Annotated in this window: 16 protein-coding genes, 1 tRNA gene and 1 pseudogene; 6 read left to right on the top strand and 12 right to left on the bottom strand. The window is 42.6% G+C overall.

The features are described 5' to 3' along the window. Positions 1–37 precede the first annotated feature (37 nt). The 7 genes from METHO_RS02195 to METHO_RS02165 form a co-directional block, all read right to left on the bottom strand. The gene (locus METHO_RS02195) at positions 38–367 is read right to left on the bottom strand and encodes a hypothetical protein (RefSeq protein WP_015323885.1); all 330 of its coding nucleotides are present in this window, start codon (positions 365–367) and stop codon (positions 38–40) included. Between the two features lie 63 nt (positions 368–430). Beyond that, positions 431–1,261: a polymer-forming cytoskeletal protein gene (locus tag METHO_RS02190; protein ID WP_015323884.1), complete on the bottom strand. Its 831-nt coding sequence runs from the start codon at positions 1,259–1,261 to the stop codon at positions 431–433. A gap of 124 nt (positions 1,262–1,385) precedes the next feature. Continuing rightward, on the bottom strand, positions 1,386–1,877 hold the full coding sequence (locus METHO_RS02185; protein ID WP_048830992.1) for a PUA domain-containing protein: 492 nt from the start codon (positions 1,875–1,877) through the stop codon (positions 1,386–1,388). A gap of 293 nt (positions 1,878–2,170) precedes the next feature. After that, positions 2,171–3,631, bottom strand: a complete 1,461-nt coding sequence (locus tag METHO_RS02180; protein WP_015323882.1) for an RtcB family protein — start codon at positions 3,629–3,631, stop codon at positions 2,171–2,173. A 114-nt stretch (positions 3,632–3,745) separates the two neighbouring features. Beyond that, the gene (locus METHO_RS02175; protein ID WP_015323881.1) at positions 3,746–4,186 is read right to left on the bottom strand and encodes an archease; all 441 of its coding nucleotides are present in this window, start codon (positions 4,184–4,186) and stop codon (positions 3,746–3,748) included. Positions 4,187–4,235: 49 nt separating this feature from the next. Continuing rightward, positions 4,236–4,844: a CDP-alcohol phosphatidyltransferase family protein gene (locus METHO_RS02170; RefSeq protein WP_015323880.1), complete on the bottom strand. Its 609-nt coding sequence runs from the start codon at positions 4,842–4,844 to the stop codon at positions 4,236–4,238. 77 nt (positions 4,845–4,921) lie between these two features. Then, a complete protein-coding gene (locus METHO_RS02165; protein ID WP_015323879.1) occupies positions 4,922–5,473 on the bottom strand; it encodes an aldolase in 552 nt (183 codons plus the stop codon). 71 nt (positions 5,474–5,544) lie between these two features. Between METHO_RS02165 and METHO_RS02160 the strand changes: the two genes are divergently transcribed. Next, positions 5,545–5,618 (top strand) — tRNA-Thr (locus tag METHO_RS02160). A gap of 417 nt (positions 5,619–6,035) precedes the next feature. Here METHO_RS02160 and METHO_RS02155 read toward each other — a convergent pair. After that, positions 6,036–8,666 (bottom strand): tetratricopeptide repeat protein, encoded by a 2,631-nt coding sequence (locus METHO_RS02155; RefSeq protein WP_015323878.1) that lies wholly within the window; start codon positions 8,664–8,666, stop codon positions 6,036–6,038. Between the two features lie 432 nt (positions 8,667–9,098). Between METHO_RS02155 and METHO_RS02150 the strand changes: the two genes are divergently transcribed. Beyond that, a complete protein-coding gene (locus METHO_RS02150; RefSeq protein WP_015323876.1) occupies positions 9,099–9,974 on the top strand; it encodes a PHP domain-containing protein in 876 nt (291 codons plus the stop codon). 80 nt (positions 9,975–10,054) lie between these two features. Here the strand turns inward: METHO_RS02150 and METHO_RS02145 are convergent, their stop codons facing one another. The 3 genes from METHO_RS02145 to METHO_RS02135 form a co-directional block, all read right to left on the bottom strand. After that, a complete protein-coding gene (locus METHO_RS02145; RefSeq protein WP_015323875.1) occupies positions 10,055–10,852 on the bottom strand; it encodes a nitrilase-related carbon-nitrogen hydrolase in 798 nt (265 codons plus the stop codon). Beyond that, a complete protein-coding gene (locus tag METHO_RS02140; RefSeq protein ID WP_281162796.1) occupies positions 10,834–11,154 on the bottom strand; it encodes a TrmO family methyltransferase domain-containing protein in 321 nt (106 codons plus the stop codon). Before METHO_RS02140 ends, METHO_RS02145 begins: the two co-directional genes overlap by 19 nt. 164 nt (positions 11,155–11,318) lie before the next feature. Then, a complete protein-coding gene (locus METHO_RS02135) occupies positions 11,319–11,927 on the bottom strand; it encodes a hypothetical protein (RefSeq protein ID WP_048830986.1) in 609 nt (202 codons plus the stop codon). Positions 11,928–12,118: 191 nt separating this feature from the next. On the opposite strand from METHO_RS02135, the pseudogene METHO_RS02130 reads away from it, so the two are divergent. From METHO_RS02130 to METHO_RS02115, 4 genes and pseudogenes are all read left to right on the top strand, one after another. Further along, positions 12,119–13,195: pseudogene (locus tag METHO_RS02130) on the top strand (deoxyhypusine synthase). Between the two features lie 150 nt (positions 13,196–13,345). Then, entirely contained in the window at positions 13,346–13,855 is a 510-nt protein-coding gene (locus METHO_RS02125; RefSeq protein WP_015323872.1) for an ArsR family transcriptional regulator, read from the top strand. Further along, on the top strand, positions 13,852–14,640 hold the full coding sequence (locus tag METHO_RS02120; RefSeq protein WP_015323871.1) for a DUF7839 domain-containing protein: 789 nt from the start codon (positions 13,852–13,854) through the stop codon (positions 14,638–14,640). Before METHO_RS02125 ends, METHO_RS02120 begins: the two co-directional genes overlap by 4 nt. Positions 14,641–14,659: 19 nt before the next feature. After that, the gene (locus tag METHO_RS02115; protein WP_015323870.1) at positions 14,660–15,190 is read left to right on the top strand and encodes a metallophosphoesterase; all 531 of its coding nucleotides are present in this window, start codon (positions 14,660–14,662) and stop codon (positions 15,188–15,190) included. 22 nt (positions 15,191–15,212) lie between these two features. Here the strand turns inward: METHO_RS02115 and METHO_RS02110 are convergent, their stop codons facing one another. Then, positions 15,213–15,446, bottom strand: coding sequence for a hypothetical protein (locus METHO_RS02110; RefSeq protein WP_015323869.1), 234 nt, complete (start codon positions 15,444–15,446; stop codon positions 15,213–15,215). Positions 15,447–15,526: the final 80 nt, after the last annotated feature.

The following is a 15,526-nucleotide window of genomic DNA, read 5'->3' as shown; positions in this document are numbered from 1 at the left end:
TAAAGTAGAATCAGAATATATAAAGACCTAACGATGGTCAAAGGATCTTATGCGGTGGTTTCAATGCTATATAGATATTGTGCAGCAGGAACACAAGAGAGAGCTGCAAGAAAAACATTGCAAAACTATAACTGTAGATGGCTACCCCGGATACGTGAAATAGAGATATCAGAGGTTCAAAGAAAAGGAACAACAAACTCAGAGATAAAAAATAGAAACTGAACTTAAGCTTATTGTAGGATACAAAGAGACGGGAGCGTACAACATCGGCACTGTAATTGTTCAGCTCGTAACAGATCAGCAGTGCAAGGACTAACAGAAGACTTCGCAAAATAATATCTGCTACATTAAAAAAATTTGAAACCATTTAACTGCACCCACATTTTGCCAATTAGACTTACTTTAAAAATACCTGATGCTTTAAGACGGTTCAAACATCAAGATGCATCAGTTCACTGTCGCTTAGTGCTGCCTTTTCTTCTCTTTCAAATACAATACCTTCTGAAGCCCTCATTACACCATCAACTCTTGCTGATTCATGTATCCTGACAGTGCGTGCATTGATCTCACCTAAGACATGAGAACCTTCAGATATCCGAACCATGCCTCTGGAAACAATATTCCCATGAATGGAATTGTTCTTTCCAAGATAGATATCATCTATGGTCCTTATACTCCCATATAAAGTATTATCGTGACCCATTTCCAATGAAGTGGACCGGATATTCCCTACAAGCCTGCAGCTGTTGCCTATTACTGCATGGGAAGGCACGCGTATAGAATCAATGGATATGCTCGAACCATTTGGAATAATCATTGCAGCGGGGCCTATGACCTCAACATCATTCCCAAAAAGGTCATTCAGGGCATTTTCAACCTCTTCGTCCTTACCAAGGCGCAGAAGCTCACTTATGTAAAGGAAAAGATACACAATGACGGGCACAGGATTACGTATGACTATCCAGCCCTTTGCCTCAAAGCCGCCATTGATCTTAACATCATTACCTATATCAAGATCACCTTTGACAATGAGTTTACCATCTATGTTCACATATTCTCCCAGGTAAGCGTCAGTATCTGTCTTTACATTGCCACCTATCCGGGACCAGATATCTATACGTACATCAGACTTGCATACCAGATCACCAGCAAAGACCACGCGTTCACCCAAAATGGCAGAATTGGCGTGAACACCGTATTTGATGTCCGAATGATTACCGATGATCACATCACCTTCCAAAACAATAGTATGCTCTTCCATCTTCGTATTGTCAGGGACCACGAAAGTTTTAAGGAGGGTTTCTTCGGCTATGATCTCACTTCCTGGAATGGTGAATTGTAGCTGCAGTTATAGCACACATAGTATAAATGGTATGTATATATTATTAATCATCCTGCCTGTCTTTCTCCTGATCGATCCCATTACGCACATCAATAGCTGGTCCTCTACCTATGAATAAAGCTTCATCCGGAGAAAGTAAAAGCTGACCTGTGGCGAGGAGCTTGTCAGAAGTATCTACAACAAGAACTTCTTCACCTGCACGCAGCGCCTTGTCCAGACTGATAATGTGTTTTGCGAAAACGGTCTTGCCTTTAGATACAAAAGGAACAGCATCATCACACACGATCACTCTATATGAAGGAATAGGAAGAACATCGTGTAGTAGCATAGCTCCTGAAATACTTAGGGTGAGCATACCATCCTTTGCCCTGACAGTAGCTATGCGCTGCCCATGGTGCAATATTTGTCTGACACGATTGGTACGGGACAGCAAAAAAGTCACATCATTTGGAAAAAGAGCATCTCCACAGCCCTTTCCAAACTGATAATCGGCTATACTCCTAACCTTTTTCAGATTCTTATCTGCATCTTGCATAGCAGCTAAATTACAGGTTCCTTTTAAATGGATAACGGTCATGTTAAAAAAGAAAACAATATTATTTGTATCAATTGTAATATATAATTAGTATCAAACAGATTTAAATATAATAAAGACTTATTCGTATTTGAGGAAACGGGAAAACTGCTTGTAAGCTGTATAACCCGAAAAACGTAATTGTAACCAAGCAAACCATTCATCCCCTCAAACAATGTGTCCGTTTCCTCATCTTTCTGATGGCTAACAACCATAAATCTTCTGGGTTTTCAAAAAGAAGAAAGAGGTGGAACTCACCCTTTTACAACTCCTATAGGCATCAGACGTGCAACTTTCCTTGCTATGCCCAGATTATGCACAACATCCACCACATCACTACTGGACTTGTAGACCCCCGGAGCCTCTTCAGCTATCAGTGCAGGTTGAGTGGCACGAACAGAGATTCCCATTTTACTGAGATCTTTCTGGATCTGTTCCCCTCTGAACTCATGCTTGGCATGAGCTCTGCTCATGACCCTGCCAGCCCCGTGACATGCACTACCAAAACTTATATCCATTGCATCATGAGTGCCGTGCAGTACGTATGAAGCAGTGCCCATACTGCCAGGGATAAGCACAGGCTGGCCCACTTTCTTATATGCAGCAGGGACATCAGAATGCTCTGGAGGGAAAGCACGTGTAGCACCTTTCCTGTGCACATAGACTTCCCGCTTTTTACCATCGATTTTATGCGTCTCGAGTTTTGCAACATTGTGTGCAACGTCGTACACAAGGTCCATGCCCAGTTCATCCATATCCTGCCGGAAGAAATCCTGGAACACTTCCCTTGCCCAGTGCATTATTACCTGCCTGTTGGTCCATGCATAGTTGGCTGCACATACCATGGCTCCAAAATAGTTCTGAGCCTCGGAAGAATCCGTAGGTGCACATGCAAGCTGCTTGTCAGGGAGATCTATCTTGTATTTTTCTGCTGCCTGCGTAAGAGTGCGCAGATGATCGGTACATATCTGATGCCCTGCACCCCTTGAACCGCAATGGATCATGAATGTGATCTGTCCCTCATGCAAGCCAAAGGCATCAGCGGCTTTTGTGTCATAGATCTCATCCACGTACTGGATCTCCAAAAAATGATTTCCGCTTCCAAGAGTTCCCAACTGGGGTCTTCCTCTTTGGCGCGCCCTGGTGCTGACCTGCTTCACCAGAGCACCTTCCATCATACCCTGGCTCTCACACCTTTCCACATCGTTAGGTACACCATAGCCATTCTCCACAGCCCAGCGGGAGCCGTGGATGAAAACATCATCCAGTTGATCATCGTTTACCCGCAGACGGCTCTTGGAGCCCACACCAGAAGGCACAGCATGGAACAATCTTTCAAGAAGGTCCGTTATCCCAGGCCTAACATCACTTTCTTTCAGGTTAGAACGGATGAGCCTTACACCACAATTGATGTCAAAACCAACACCACCTGGACTGATAACACCTTCCTCCCTGTCAAATGCCGCAACTCCGCCTATAGGGAAACCATACCCAAGATGTGCATCTGGCATGGCCATGGAATACTTTTGTATACCTGGTAATGCAGCCACATTGGCCACTTGATCCAGTGTGCCCTGTTCCAGTATATTTAGAAGCGGAGGAGATAAGAACAAGCGTCCTGGAACACGCATCCCTGGTTTATATCCGCGAGGTACCTCCCAGGTATTATCATTGATCTTATTGAGATTAATTGAAATATCATTATCTTCAGACATAGTCATCACTTACTTTGAAATTATATTGAATTCTCCCATCCCGTATTATAAAGTATATACCCGACATGTAAAACAGTATTGGTTCAATGAAAGAATCAAGATGTACACTTGATTTCAAGTATCCACTGTAGCCCTCAGCACCCAGCCATCTGCTGATAGCTGCACCTGCATATCGTTATATGTAGCTGCCTTAACCTCTGTATCGAACCTATGCCTAGATAAATCGATTTGTTCTCCGTACACAGTAGCACTGAGATGGAAGTGATCACCTTCCCGTTCAATGCGGTGCACCCTGAAATCACCGAATACAAGATATTCCGCATCCATCAGGAACAAAAATTCAGATAGCCAGTCAAAGAGCAGACCATCAATATCTTCAGCTGCAAGCTCGATGTCCAGGGATTGGGTGTGAGATATAGTATTTGTGTCTATCATGACATTGAACATTGCAAGAGCAGCATTCTCGAAGGCTTCCTCGAGGGTTTTACCGTACGCCAAGAACTTGGCATCTGCAGTGTGGTCCAGGTATTCATATTTCTTTGGGTCGACAGGCATGCTGAGTAATAGGAATAAGTCTATTTAAAGTTTTAAAGACATCTCAGGTTCAAAGTTGCTGCCATATATGCCAGATACGCTGAAAAGCAGTGATATGGCTTGCTATAGCAATTATCACCATGACCCAACCCAGGAGATTGAATATGAGTATCTGGTGCGGGTATACAAAGTACATCACAGATGCTGCCATTATAAGCAAAAGCCTGTCTGCCCTACCCATTATGCCTCCGTAGTACCTGCCAAGCTGCAAGGCCTGAGCCTGGGTGCCGAGATAACTGGTGATAAGCACGCCCACTATGGCAATGACACCTATCTGCCACTGTACATGGCCTGCGAAAAAGATACTGCAAATGATTATGACGTCAGCGTAGCGGTCAATTACGTGATCGATGAAATCTCCCTTTGGGCCAGCGGTCTTGAGGTATCGAGCCATGAGACCATCGATAGCATCAAGCATAGAGTTAAGAGATACCATAAAAGCACCGGCAAGCACTAACAAAGGGTTTGTCAGAGAGTAATAATAGAATACCCCTGCAAGTATGGCGAAAAAAAGTGACAGCGCAGATACCTGGTCCGGAGAAACACCCGCATCTGCAGCCTTATGTGCAAGAGGTGAAATGAACCGCGTAGCATATGGTCGTAGGGAATCAGAGGTCATGTGTGATGCTATAAAGGCGTTTTCGGATTAATGTCTTTCTTTCGTTACATTCATTTGAACCGTTTTTTGTTTCCCGGTCACTTGCGCATCAGATCGTGCAGATACCTGATCCTGCAGGAATGTTCCACCTGTGTTGTAAGCACATATGCCTCGTCAAGCACACGGCCTATGGAGAATGTGCCGTGTCCATACACAATTGCAGCTTTATGGCAGTACAGAGCCTTAGCGAGATTTTCAGCAAGCTCTGCAGAGCCTATACCTCCCGGGACTATAGGAATATCGCCCAGAAAATACCGGCCTTCACTGTCTAGCGGAGTGATACAGCCCTCGCCCTGCAGCAAAGACATAGTAACAGCATAGGGACAGTGGGCATGTACGATGGCAAATGCAGAAGTGCTATTATAGATGGCGCGATGGACTATGGTCTCTGAAGAGGCGATGACATCGAGGGCGCAGGTGCCTTGCACCTCCACCTCCACTATCTTATCCGATGTCAGCTCATCCAGGGCGCTTCCGCTTCTTGTAATGAGCATCCTGTCACCCATACGAACACTTATGTTGCCAAAATGGGACTCCACAAGCCCGCTCTGTACCAGTTTTCTACCTATCCTGGATATCTCCTGCCACATGGTCACACCTGAAAATACCATAAAATTTATCTGTTATTATGCTATGTAGAGCATACAATCCATAAATATATGCCTCGGTGGCTCAGCCCGGCAGAGCGAGTGACTTGTAATCACTAGGTCGCGTGTTCAAATCACGCCCGAGGCTTCTGGATTTTTTGAGTAACACCTCATGAACATCTGGCAGCTTATTCTCCGATCTCAGATTTTAGGAATGCATATGCTTGAAACATGAAGATATTTTAGTTCCAATTCTTATTTACAAATGTTATACGATCAGAATTAGTGCTATTTTTTATGATATATAGAACCTAGTTACCCTAAGCCAGAATACTTCAATATCTCTTTGACCAGATCCTGGTCCCCAAAAATTTTTTTCTGAATCACAGTTCTCAATTTTGTGAGTAGCATTAGGTTAATGCTATGAATTTAGCAGAGATAAGAATTCTCTACTCCTTTTTTCTTCTTCTGATAGATCAGGAGGCAGTATACAAAGAGAAAATGAAGGGAATTGAAGAAAAACTATTTTGGGTATTTCCAACCTCAATATACCCTGCAATTAGCTTTATGCTTCAACAATCCTCAGTTTTTTCGCGTTCTCGTACATCCACTTGGCATCATCGCTCCTGCCCATGCGTTCCAGCACAGCACCCAGATTTTCCATGGTAAGAGCTGCATACTCGTTATATGAAGTGTCATCGGGGTCTACACTGCCTACATCCATATACATCTGCAAAGCCGATTCGTACATATGTTTTGCATCATCCAGCCTGTCCATGTTCCCAAAGAGAGTGCCCATATTATCAAGAGTGAAGGCAGCATGCACCATATGCTCTGTGTTATCTGGTTCCTGATCGAGCAGATAGTTGTAGATCCTCAAAGCATCCTCAAGCATCTGTTTTGCCTCCTCTTTCCGTCCCATCCTGGCAAGCATAGCACCCATGTTGTTCATTGCCACAGCAGCTTTTCCAGCAGCCTTTTCAGAAGACTCGAGCTGATAAAGCAGTTCATACTTACCCAGGGCTTCATCAAGAACCTCGTAAGCATCCTTTTTTCTGTCCAGGCTTGCCAACAATGACGCCTGATGGTCCAGAGAGGTTGCAAGATCTTCTACAAGACCAGCGTCCTGAGGATCAAGTTCACACATGAAAGAATAGCCCTTAGAGATCTTTTCCTGACATCTCAGCTTCTTTTCCTTGTCACCGATAGTCGGCAACAGAGCTGCAAGCTCCTTCAGGACAGCATACATGCCTTTGAGATGATGTTTGTTGCCCGGCATACCCATTAACAAAAGATAATCATCAAGAGCCTGCCCAAACCTCTGCCTTGCCTCATCCACATGACCAGTGTCAAGCAACATCTTACCCATTTCTTTTTCTGTAGCTGCAAGGTTGCGTCTATGTTCAGAGTTCAAAGGCTCGATGTCCGCAAGCATAGCATATCCTTTGACAAGGAATTCCATGTCTTTCAGAATACTGCCTGAACGCTTGTTAAGATGAATCTCAGATTCGAGTTTTTCCAGTACATCTCTGGCTTTACTAAGAGCCCCTCCCCTTGAATTGTCGGCAGAGTAAATATCCATATACAGATCAAATGCCTGCTCATACCTTCCCTTATCGAGCGCCAGATCAGCTAGTCTTTCCTGTGTATCCATAATGCTCCCGTTATGTGTGATATTTTCAGGTCCAATGCCTTCCTCTTTGCAGCCTTCTGTGATCTTACTATAGTTGCTTTCAAGCTCCTCAACATCTGCAGTACAAAACATGTTTGGTTCTATGATATCGAACTTTTCGGATGTTTCAGATGAATGGTCAGCTGCATCCTTTAGTTGGGTACGTAGATCTGCAGCGTTTATAAGTGTGGAGGTATTATCCTCCTTGTTCCCTAAATCCACTTGCACCCTGCCAAGGATTTTCATTATCCTTGCCTTGCAGGAGATACCTTGAGGCGTGGTCATCAACTCACTGAGCTTGTCATGCATTTCAAGCAACCTTTCAAATGCTTCCGTATCGCCATTGCCTGATCGTTCAAGCAAATGCTCGCATGTTTGCAGCAGATAAGAGTAAACCTCATCAATGGTCTCAACATCTTTTTCCCCAAAGGACAATATGATGCCTATGCCTTCTTCCAGCTTTGTAAGACCTTCTGCTACTCTATCCTGTGCAACAAGTAATTTTCCTAGTTTCAGCTGTATAGATACAATGATCGAAGAATAGTTAGAAAGTTCATCTGATGACTGTATCTTTATTAGAATGTCCAGTGCTTCTTCGTGTTTGCTTATTGCTTCATTTTCCGCATGCATGCCTTCAAGCAGATCCGCCATGGAGCTTAAAACTAAAGCTTTTTCCACCATGATCTCTTCATTTTCCGGTGTAAGCTTTGAAAGCTCACCATACATTTTAAGGAGAGAGGTGTAGCTTTGTAATGCCTCTTCTTTTCTATCCAAGGATACAAACAAATGAGCCATCCTGCTAAGAACCAAAGCTACTCTTGCCTGATAAAACTCTGTCATATGATCCTGATCAAGTAGCGAAGAGTAGAGCTCAAGGACATTTGAAAGCTTTTCTCTTGCCTGCTCAAGTTCTCCACTTTCGATAAGCAAATTGGCCAGGTTTTCTAGCACCATGGCTTTTTTCTCAAAACAAAGAGTATAATTCTCTGCAGGACACTGCTTGTCATCAAGCATGTCCAGAGCTTTTTCGAACTTCCATTGTGCTTCAGCCTTCTGACCCATGTCTGCCAGAAGCGCACCCAGATTGTTTAAAGTAGAGATCATATTGGAGCGTATTTGTACATTCCTTGGATTCTCCCTACGAAGTTTTCGGTAAATAGCAATGGCCTTCTCATAATTTGCTTTTCCTTCTTCCTTTTCATCCCTGTCCACAAGCATGGAAGCAAATTTGCTGAGGGTGGTAGCTAATTGTTCATTGAATGATGGGACTACTTCAACAAGTCTTTCTAACTTCTCTACTGCAAGAAAATACTGTTCAAAAGTGTTTTCATCATCACCCATGATCTCCAAAAGTTCTCCAAGATTCTGCATGACCGTAGCCAGAAGAGCAGGAGAAGAAGCCACCCATGAATGTTCTTCTGCCTTTTTGAGATTCTCAAGTGCTTCTGCATGAAGGCCTTTCTCCTTCAAAGATAGCCCTTTGTTAAGGTATCTTACCGCCATATCCCTTTCTCTGCTAGACATATCTATTCTTTTACCGTTTATCTTTATAAAATCAAGTTCATACTATAAGTAGTCTGTTTAATGTTATATGTGAGATTAATATTTCTATGAGCGTGTTGCCTTTAAGTGCATGTAACCCATAGAGATGTTTATATAATAATTTTATTATATTATTTAATATATGTGGAAGAGTAAAAACGTGAATGAAAAGAGTCCTGTTAAAACTGATCCTGTATTGGGACCCCATAAGAATTACAATACATTTCCTGCTTTGAACTTTTGGCTGCAGTATTTTGATATTAATCTGCACATCAAACATGCAATGGTCCAGGATACATACCAAATATAGTCTATAGAGGTTCCTATAGCCTATTTACATTAAGTTCATAACGAGTAAACTTCAAAAAGAAAGACTGGTGAGGTGTTATCATTCAAATCATTTCAGATATGCACATGCACACGATCTATTCAGATGGGGACTTGTATCCTTCTGAATTGGTTACAAAAGCAAGGGATATAGGATTAAAGGCCATCAGCGTCACTGATCATGACACTGTGGATGGGCTTGAATCTATTGAACGCGAATGCAAGAAAATGGGGTTACAGTTCATCCCTGGTATAGAATTCACAACTAATTTTGACCCCCAGGGTATTGAAGTACATGTGCTTGGCTACGGCTTTGATAAGGATGACCCATACCTACAAAAGAAACTTGAGATCACAAAAAAACGTGCATGGAAATATGCTGACGAAATGGTGGATTTGCTTTCTTCGCATGGATGGCTTGTGGATTATTCGCGCCTTGAATCGGCAAAAGGGATTATCACCAAACATGATATTGCACTGGCTGTTGTTAACAGAGATATGTCCACTTATGAGTTCCATGACCTGTGGCTCACGGAGAAATCGAAGTACTTTATAGATGTGGAGAAGTTCCAGATAGAGGAAGCCATTGAGATTATTCACAAAGCAGGGGGCAAAGCAGTCGGAGCACATATGATACGCACCCTGGACCAGTACAGCAGTCTACCCTTACTTGCCGATGTAGTGGACCATTTTGTAAAATGCGGAATTGATGGCTTTGAAGTGTTCTACGGAAAAAGCAACTGGCAACAGGTCAAATCCATGCTGGAACTGTGCCGTACATATGGATTGATCATAACAGGAGGCTCGGATTACCACGGGACTGGCAGAATTGGCAGATGTCCACTGGGAAGTTACAACGTGCATAATTTTAATCATGATGAAGAAAAGCTTCTTAATATCCTGTCAAAATCACCAATACCAGCATCAGAATCAACCGCAGAGAACAAAGATTTAGTCATATGAGTAATGAATAACTTTCAGTGAATGAATGACTTTTCGAGTTAAATAGTCTGCTTCGGTCAGATCAAAGGAAATAATAATTATCAGTAAAGTTCTGCACGCCGGTCTGAATAAACAGGGATATCGCGTCTCACTTTATTAGTATTTTCAGTATCAATAGCATGCATGATTATACACTCGTCCCCATCTGCCTCCACAAGCACATCGCCCGCTGCATCAATGATAATGGAACCGCCAAAAAAAGAGGAAGCAGGAGAAGAGCCTACCATATTACAGGCTATATGTGGTATCTGGTTCTCAATGGACCTCGCCAAGGCAAGAGTCCTCCATATATGTTTTCTGGGGTTTGGGAACTGCGCTACAGTAACCAGCAGGTCTGCACCTTCAAGGACCAGTTTCCTGGCTACTTCAGGAAAACGTAATTCATAACATATTTCCAGTCCAATATTTAGACCGTAGCTTTTAAGGAATAGGGGATGCATGCTACTTCCAGCTGCAAAATAGTTTTTTTCCTGCCTGAAAAGATGGCATTTACGATAGATACCTGCAAGCTTGCCGTGCTCCACACAGAAGCACATGTTATAGAATACAGGAATTCCTTCCTGGAACTGTGCTTCGATTATAGAGCCGATCACAGCACATTCCTTTATTTTTGAGAATCCAATGAATTTACTGATGGTGGGGAATGGAGCTTCTTCTGCCAGGTCACTTATTCCTTCATAGCAAAAACCGGTAGAGAAGACTTCCGGGAGTACAATGAGATCTGCTCCTGACGACACTGCCTTTTCTGCCATGGACAAAGCTTTCGTTATATTATCTGTTTTAGAACAGTGTTCCACTTCCATTTGTATACATGCCGCATTTATGGAGACCGTAAACAATCACCTGCCACATCAATTTCTATGAACGGTTTTATATCAAGCACTGGAATACCATCAATAACATCCAGGCCTCTGACAGTAAGCATATTTAATTTGATGGCCAGCAATTCCAGCAACTTAAGCCCTATACTTTTAGGTCTTTTAGGTGACCTGGAAGCAAAGACACCTGATATTTTCCCATCATGACGGCGTTTTTGAATCAGATCGTAGCCTTCCAAGCGGTCAAAATGGGACAGCACATAGATCTTAGCGAAATCTGTTGTCTCTTTAAGGCCATCCTTTAGTGGTTCTTTCAAAAATATTTGTGATATCGAAGAATATACCCCCTTATCAAAAACAGCTTCTTTAAAAGCATTGTGTACGTATCCGACGGGATGTATTTGAATAAGTCCTTCATGCTCTATTTTCAGATTATCACTGCCTTAAGTTACCATTGATGCCGCAACTGATATGTTCAAAGATGAAATCACATTTCAACAAGTTTCGTTTGCTTCGTTTTTGGAGTAAGCCCGCTTATGTCCACAAGATCTTTGATAGTGTCCACTAGGACCACATTTGCCATGGAGATCAGATGAGCATCTTCAGCCTTTATTTCATAGGCTGGATCGTTTGCGGGAATGGGGATCCGTGTGATCTCAGTGCGGTAGAGTTTCAGATTCTCGTCCCTTGAAACAGATATCATGCATGTGGAAGATTCCAGACAATTAGCAACACTCTTGTTATTGATGCCAAGATGGAGGAGCTCTTCCCTGAACACTGGTCTCTTGAAGAGCCGGGATATAATAAAGATAGCAAGGTGTAGACGCATTTCCATGTCCAGGCTCTTGATCTGATCGCCTACTATAGAGTAAATATCTGTGCATTTTTCAGGATACTCCAGGCGTTTGTAGACCTTAGAGGGAGGAATTTCGATTTCCTGTAATTTTTTCAGATCGCGCAGAGCCCGCAGATATCCAGTCAGTACCAGCCTGTGTTCAACGAACCCCTTGTCTTTAAGCTCCCTGGTGATGGCGCTTATGGACAATTGCCTATCTACAAGCACATCATTTATCTTCTCACTAAGATTCTGGGACATGATAACTGACTGATTGGTAACAGAATTGGATATATGTATCGGTCTGCAAAAGAATAGGATAAAGAACTGTAGAATTACCTCAAAGGTCATGCTTAATTACAATGGTGCACATGATATATTTTCCAAAAGATATGTCTCTCTGAACACCAACTGATAATTAAATGTAGCAGTATGTAACATTTCAGAGTTTCATGATTCTACCATTGAGAGGTGCCAGGATGGAGTCACATAAGATCAATGTTTTCACTCAGAACCCAACAAGACCTTTAGATGTCACGAACAGATCTATAGGCCAGCTAGTAGACAGCATGCTATATACTGGATTCCAGGGCAGGAAACTTGCCGAGTCAGTGCAAGCCTGGAACAATATGCTCAAAGAAGAAGAACTTACTATAATGATGGGGCTTACAGGTGCTATGGTACCTGCAGGCATGAGGAAAGTGATAGTACATCTAATAAAGAACAGGATGATAGACTGTCTTGTGAGCACGGGAGCGAACCTGTTCCATGATTGCCATGAAGCTATTGGAAAGAAACATTATGTTGGCTCTCACCTGGCCAACGATGAAGAACTGTTCAGGCATGGAGTGGACAGAATATACGATGTTTTCGCTTTTGAGGAAGAGTTCAGAAATACAGATCATTTGATAGCAGATTTTGCCAGAGGACTTCATGGGAAGAGAATGTCCTCAAGAGAATTCATAGGCCTCCTTGGAAAGAAAATATACGAAGATGGAAATGGCGATGAATCCATCGTAGGCAGCGCGTATAAATATGGTGTTCCCATTTTTGTGCCAGCTCTTGGCGATAGTTCCATAGGGATAGGATTGACCATTGCAAGAAGGGCAGGGTTTGATGTTGATGTGGACCAGATAAAAGATGTGGATGAAATAACCCGCATAGTGGAGATGTCTGGAAAGACCGGGGTCGTTTATGTAGGCGGAGGAGTTCCCAAGAACTTCATACAACAGACGGAAGTTGTGGCTTCCATAATGGGTGCGAATATTGCCGGACATGATTATGCCATACAGTATACCACAGATGTACCTCACTAGGGTGGCCTTTCAGGATGCACGTTCGATGAAGCTGTTTCCTGGGGTAAGATAGCTGCTGATGCAAAGAAAGTTCAGGTATTCGTGGATGCAACCATTGCACTACCCATTGTAGTCCATGCACTGTATGAGAAGAACATACAGGAAAAGAGAAAATTCCCATTGTTCCTTTGGCAACAAAATGGAGAACTGAATATCGATTTTAAAACATTCTGAAATCACAACACCTTTATTAAGATTAAGGAACATATACTATTGGCGAAAAGTGTTTTGATGGGTTAACTAAATTTTTGGATCGCTTGTACTTGTGAGTTTCGAAATTTAACTGGTCACGGTCCATATGAGGTACATTCAGAGGTTAATACAATGAATAAACGGACAAGAATTATTAATGATCCTTCCGAACTTGTACCACTCCTCCAGATTTTTGGGTCTAAGCGGCATAAAAAGGTATTTGATGCCCTTTTAAATTTATGGATGACAAAAGATGAACTAGAGGAAACGCTGGGAACGGATGTTGCGCAGAGTATAATGATCCTTAAGAAAAGTGGTTTGATCGAAAGCCAGTGGCATATGCCTGAACCTGGAAAAACTCCACAAAAAGAATATCATAGTTCTTATTCCAAAGTACAGACAAATTTTCAATGTTCTGTTGAGGATATGAGCGATATTATAATGCTGACTTTCAAACCTTATGAAGAAGTGGAGGATATAATAGAAGAACTAGAAAAACTTGTGATAGAGGGAAACGAGTCCATGAGCAGCCTGACAAGGGCATTAAACAAAAGCCCAATGTATATCCGTGCCGTTGCACGACGATCTGATAAACTTGCAGTGATGGGACAACGTATCAAAGAAGTAGAGGACAAGGAATGATCGAGCTTCTTAGCAGTAAGAGTGGTATAACCAAGTTCCAGATACTCATAGAAGTGGCTGCACACCAGCCTAATGTTCGGCAAAAGGAGATAGCTGAAAAGATCGGTGTAACGCCTCAGGCGGTCTCAGAATACATAAAAGAACTTGTGGCTGAAGGACTTGTGAGCTCTGAAGGAAGAGTAAGGTACCGAATTACTAAACAAGGGGTTGAATGGGTTCTGGAAAATGCCGCCGAGATGAAAAGGTATGCAAGGTTTGTGATGAGTGACATCATAAGTCATGTATCCACCTGGACTGCAATAACTGAAGAAGATATGAATGCAGACCAGGAAGTATATCTTACGATGAGAAACGGTTTACTCTATGTCAGCACACAGAATATCACTAATGCCACTGGTACAACCATCTCCGCTGCATTGAAGGGAGAGGATGTAGGTGTCACTGATCTGATGGGACTCATTGACCTGGAAAATGCAAGCATTACTGTCTGTAAGATACCACGTGTAGAAAGAGGCGGGTCCAAGAATGTTGATCTGGAAAGATTGGAAAACCTTGTCAGATCAAAATCATATATTGCTACCATAGGGGTTGAATCTCTTATAGCTTTGAGAAGGGTGGGCAGGGAACCACACGTAATGTTCGGAGCAAAGGAATCCGTTATAGAGGCAGCTTTCCATGGCCTGTCCTCATTGGTGCTTGCTATTGATGAAGAGGTTCCCGGCATACTGAGCCGCCTCGAAAGCGAAAACCTGGAATATGAACTTGTCGATCTTTCTCTACATTGAGCTTAGTGGATGTGCATAAATGAAAATTATAACTATCTCGGATACACACATTGAAACCGGAAAAATACCGGAATATCTTGCGGATGTACTCGCAGATTATGATATTATCGCTCATGCAGGGGATTTCACATCTTACGAGTGCTACAAGGCATTTGAAGCAACCGGTAAACTAAAAGCTGTGCATGGTAATGCAGATGAGGCTTTGGTAAAGCAGGAACTTCCTGAAAAAATCACATTTGAAGCAGGCGGCATAAAGATAGGTATAGTCCATGAAGGAGCCCTCTCTCTGAACGATACCACTGCTCTCAGATACCTTGCCCTTGAGATGGAAGTGGACATACTTGTTTTCGGGCATCTCCACAGACCCCTGATCGAAAAAAGTGATGTATTGCTGATCTGTCCTGGATCGCCTACAAAACCCAGAATGTCCGATCCATGCGCAGTGGAGATAGATATCAATAATGGAAATGTTTCTACCAGAATAATTGAGATCGTTGGCCAATCCTGCGACTATATAGAATATTCACGTAAACTCGCAGAGAAGGAATAAAGCACCTTATATGGAGTACTGTTTACGGAGTAGAATTTACCGTTTCTATTTTGAACATTACCCCTGTATCTTTTAAGGTCATCTGCACCTTATCCCCGAAATTTACGATCTCATCCATATCTACATGGTTTCCCCAATCATAGACATAATCGTAGGAGCCTTGCATAGGAGTAAAACCAAGGGACATCAGACTTCGGGTAACCTCAGAAGGCCTTGCCCCATTACTGTTGAACCAGATAAGAAGATATGTTTTCATAATACACCAATCAATTATTGACCATTGTTGTTTATGGTTCTTTTGCTCCAAAAAAGATAAGCACAAGAAATTAAAAAATT

Origin of the sequence: Methanomethylovorans hollandica DSM 15978 (assembly GCF_000328665.1) — an archaeon.
Classification (GTDB): Archaea; Halobacteriota; Methanosarcinia; order Methanosarcinales; family Methanosarcinaceae; genus Methanomethylovorans; species Methanomethylovorans hollandica.
The sequence above is the reverse complement of the archived record's forward strand: the minus strand, read 5'-3'. Positions and strand labels throughout refer to the sequence as shown.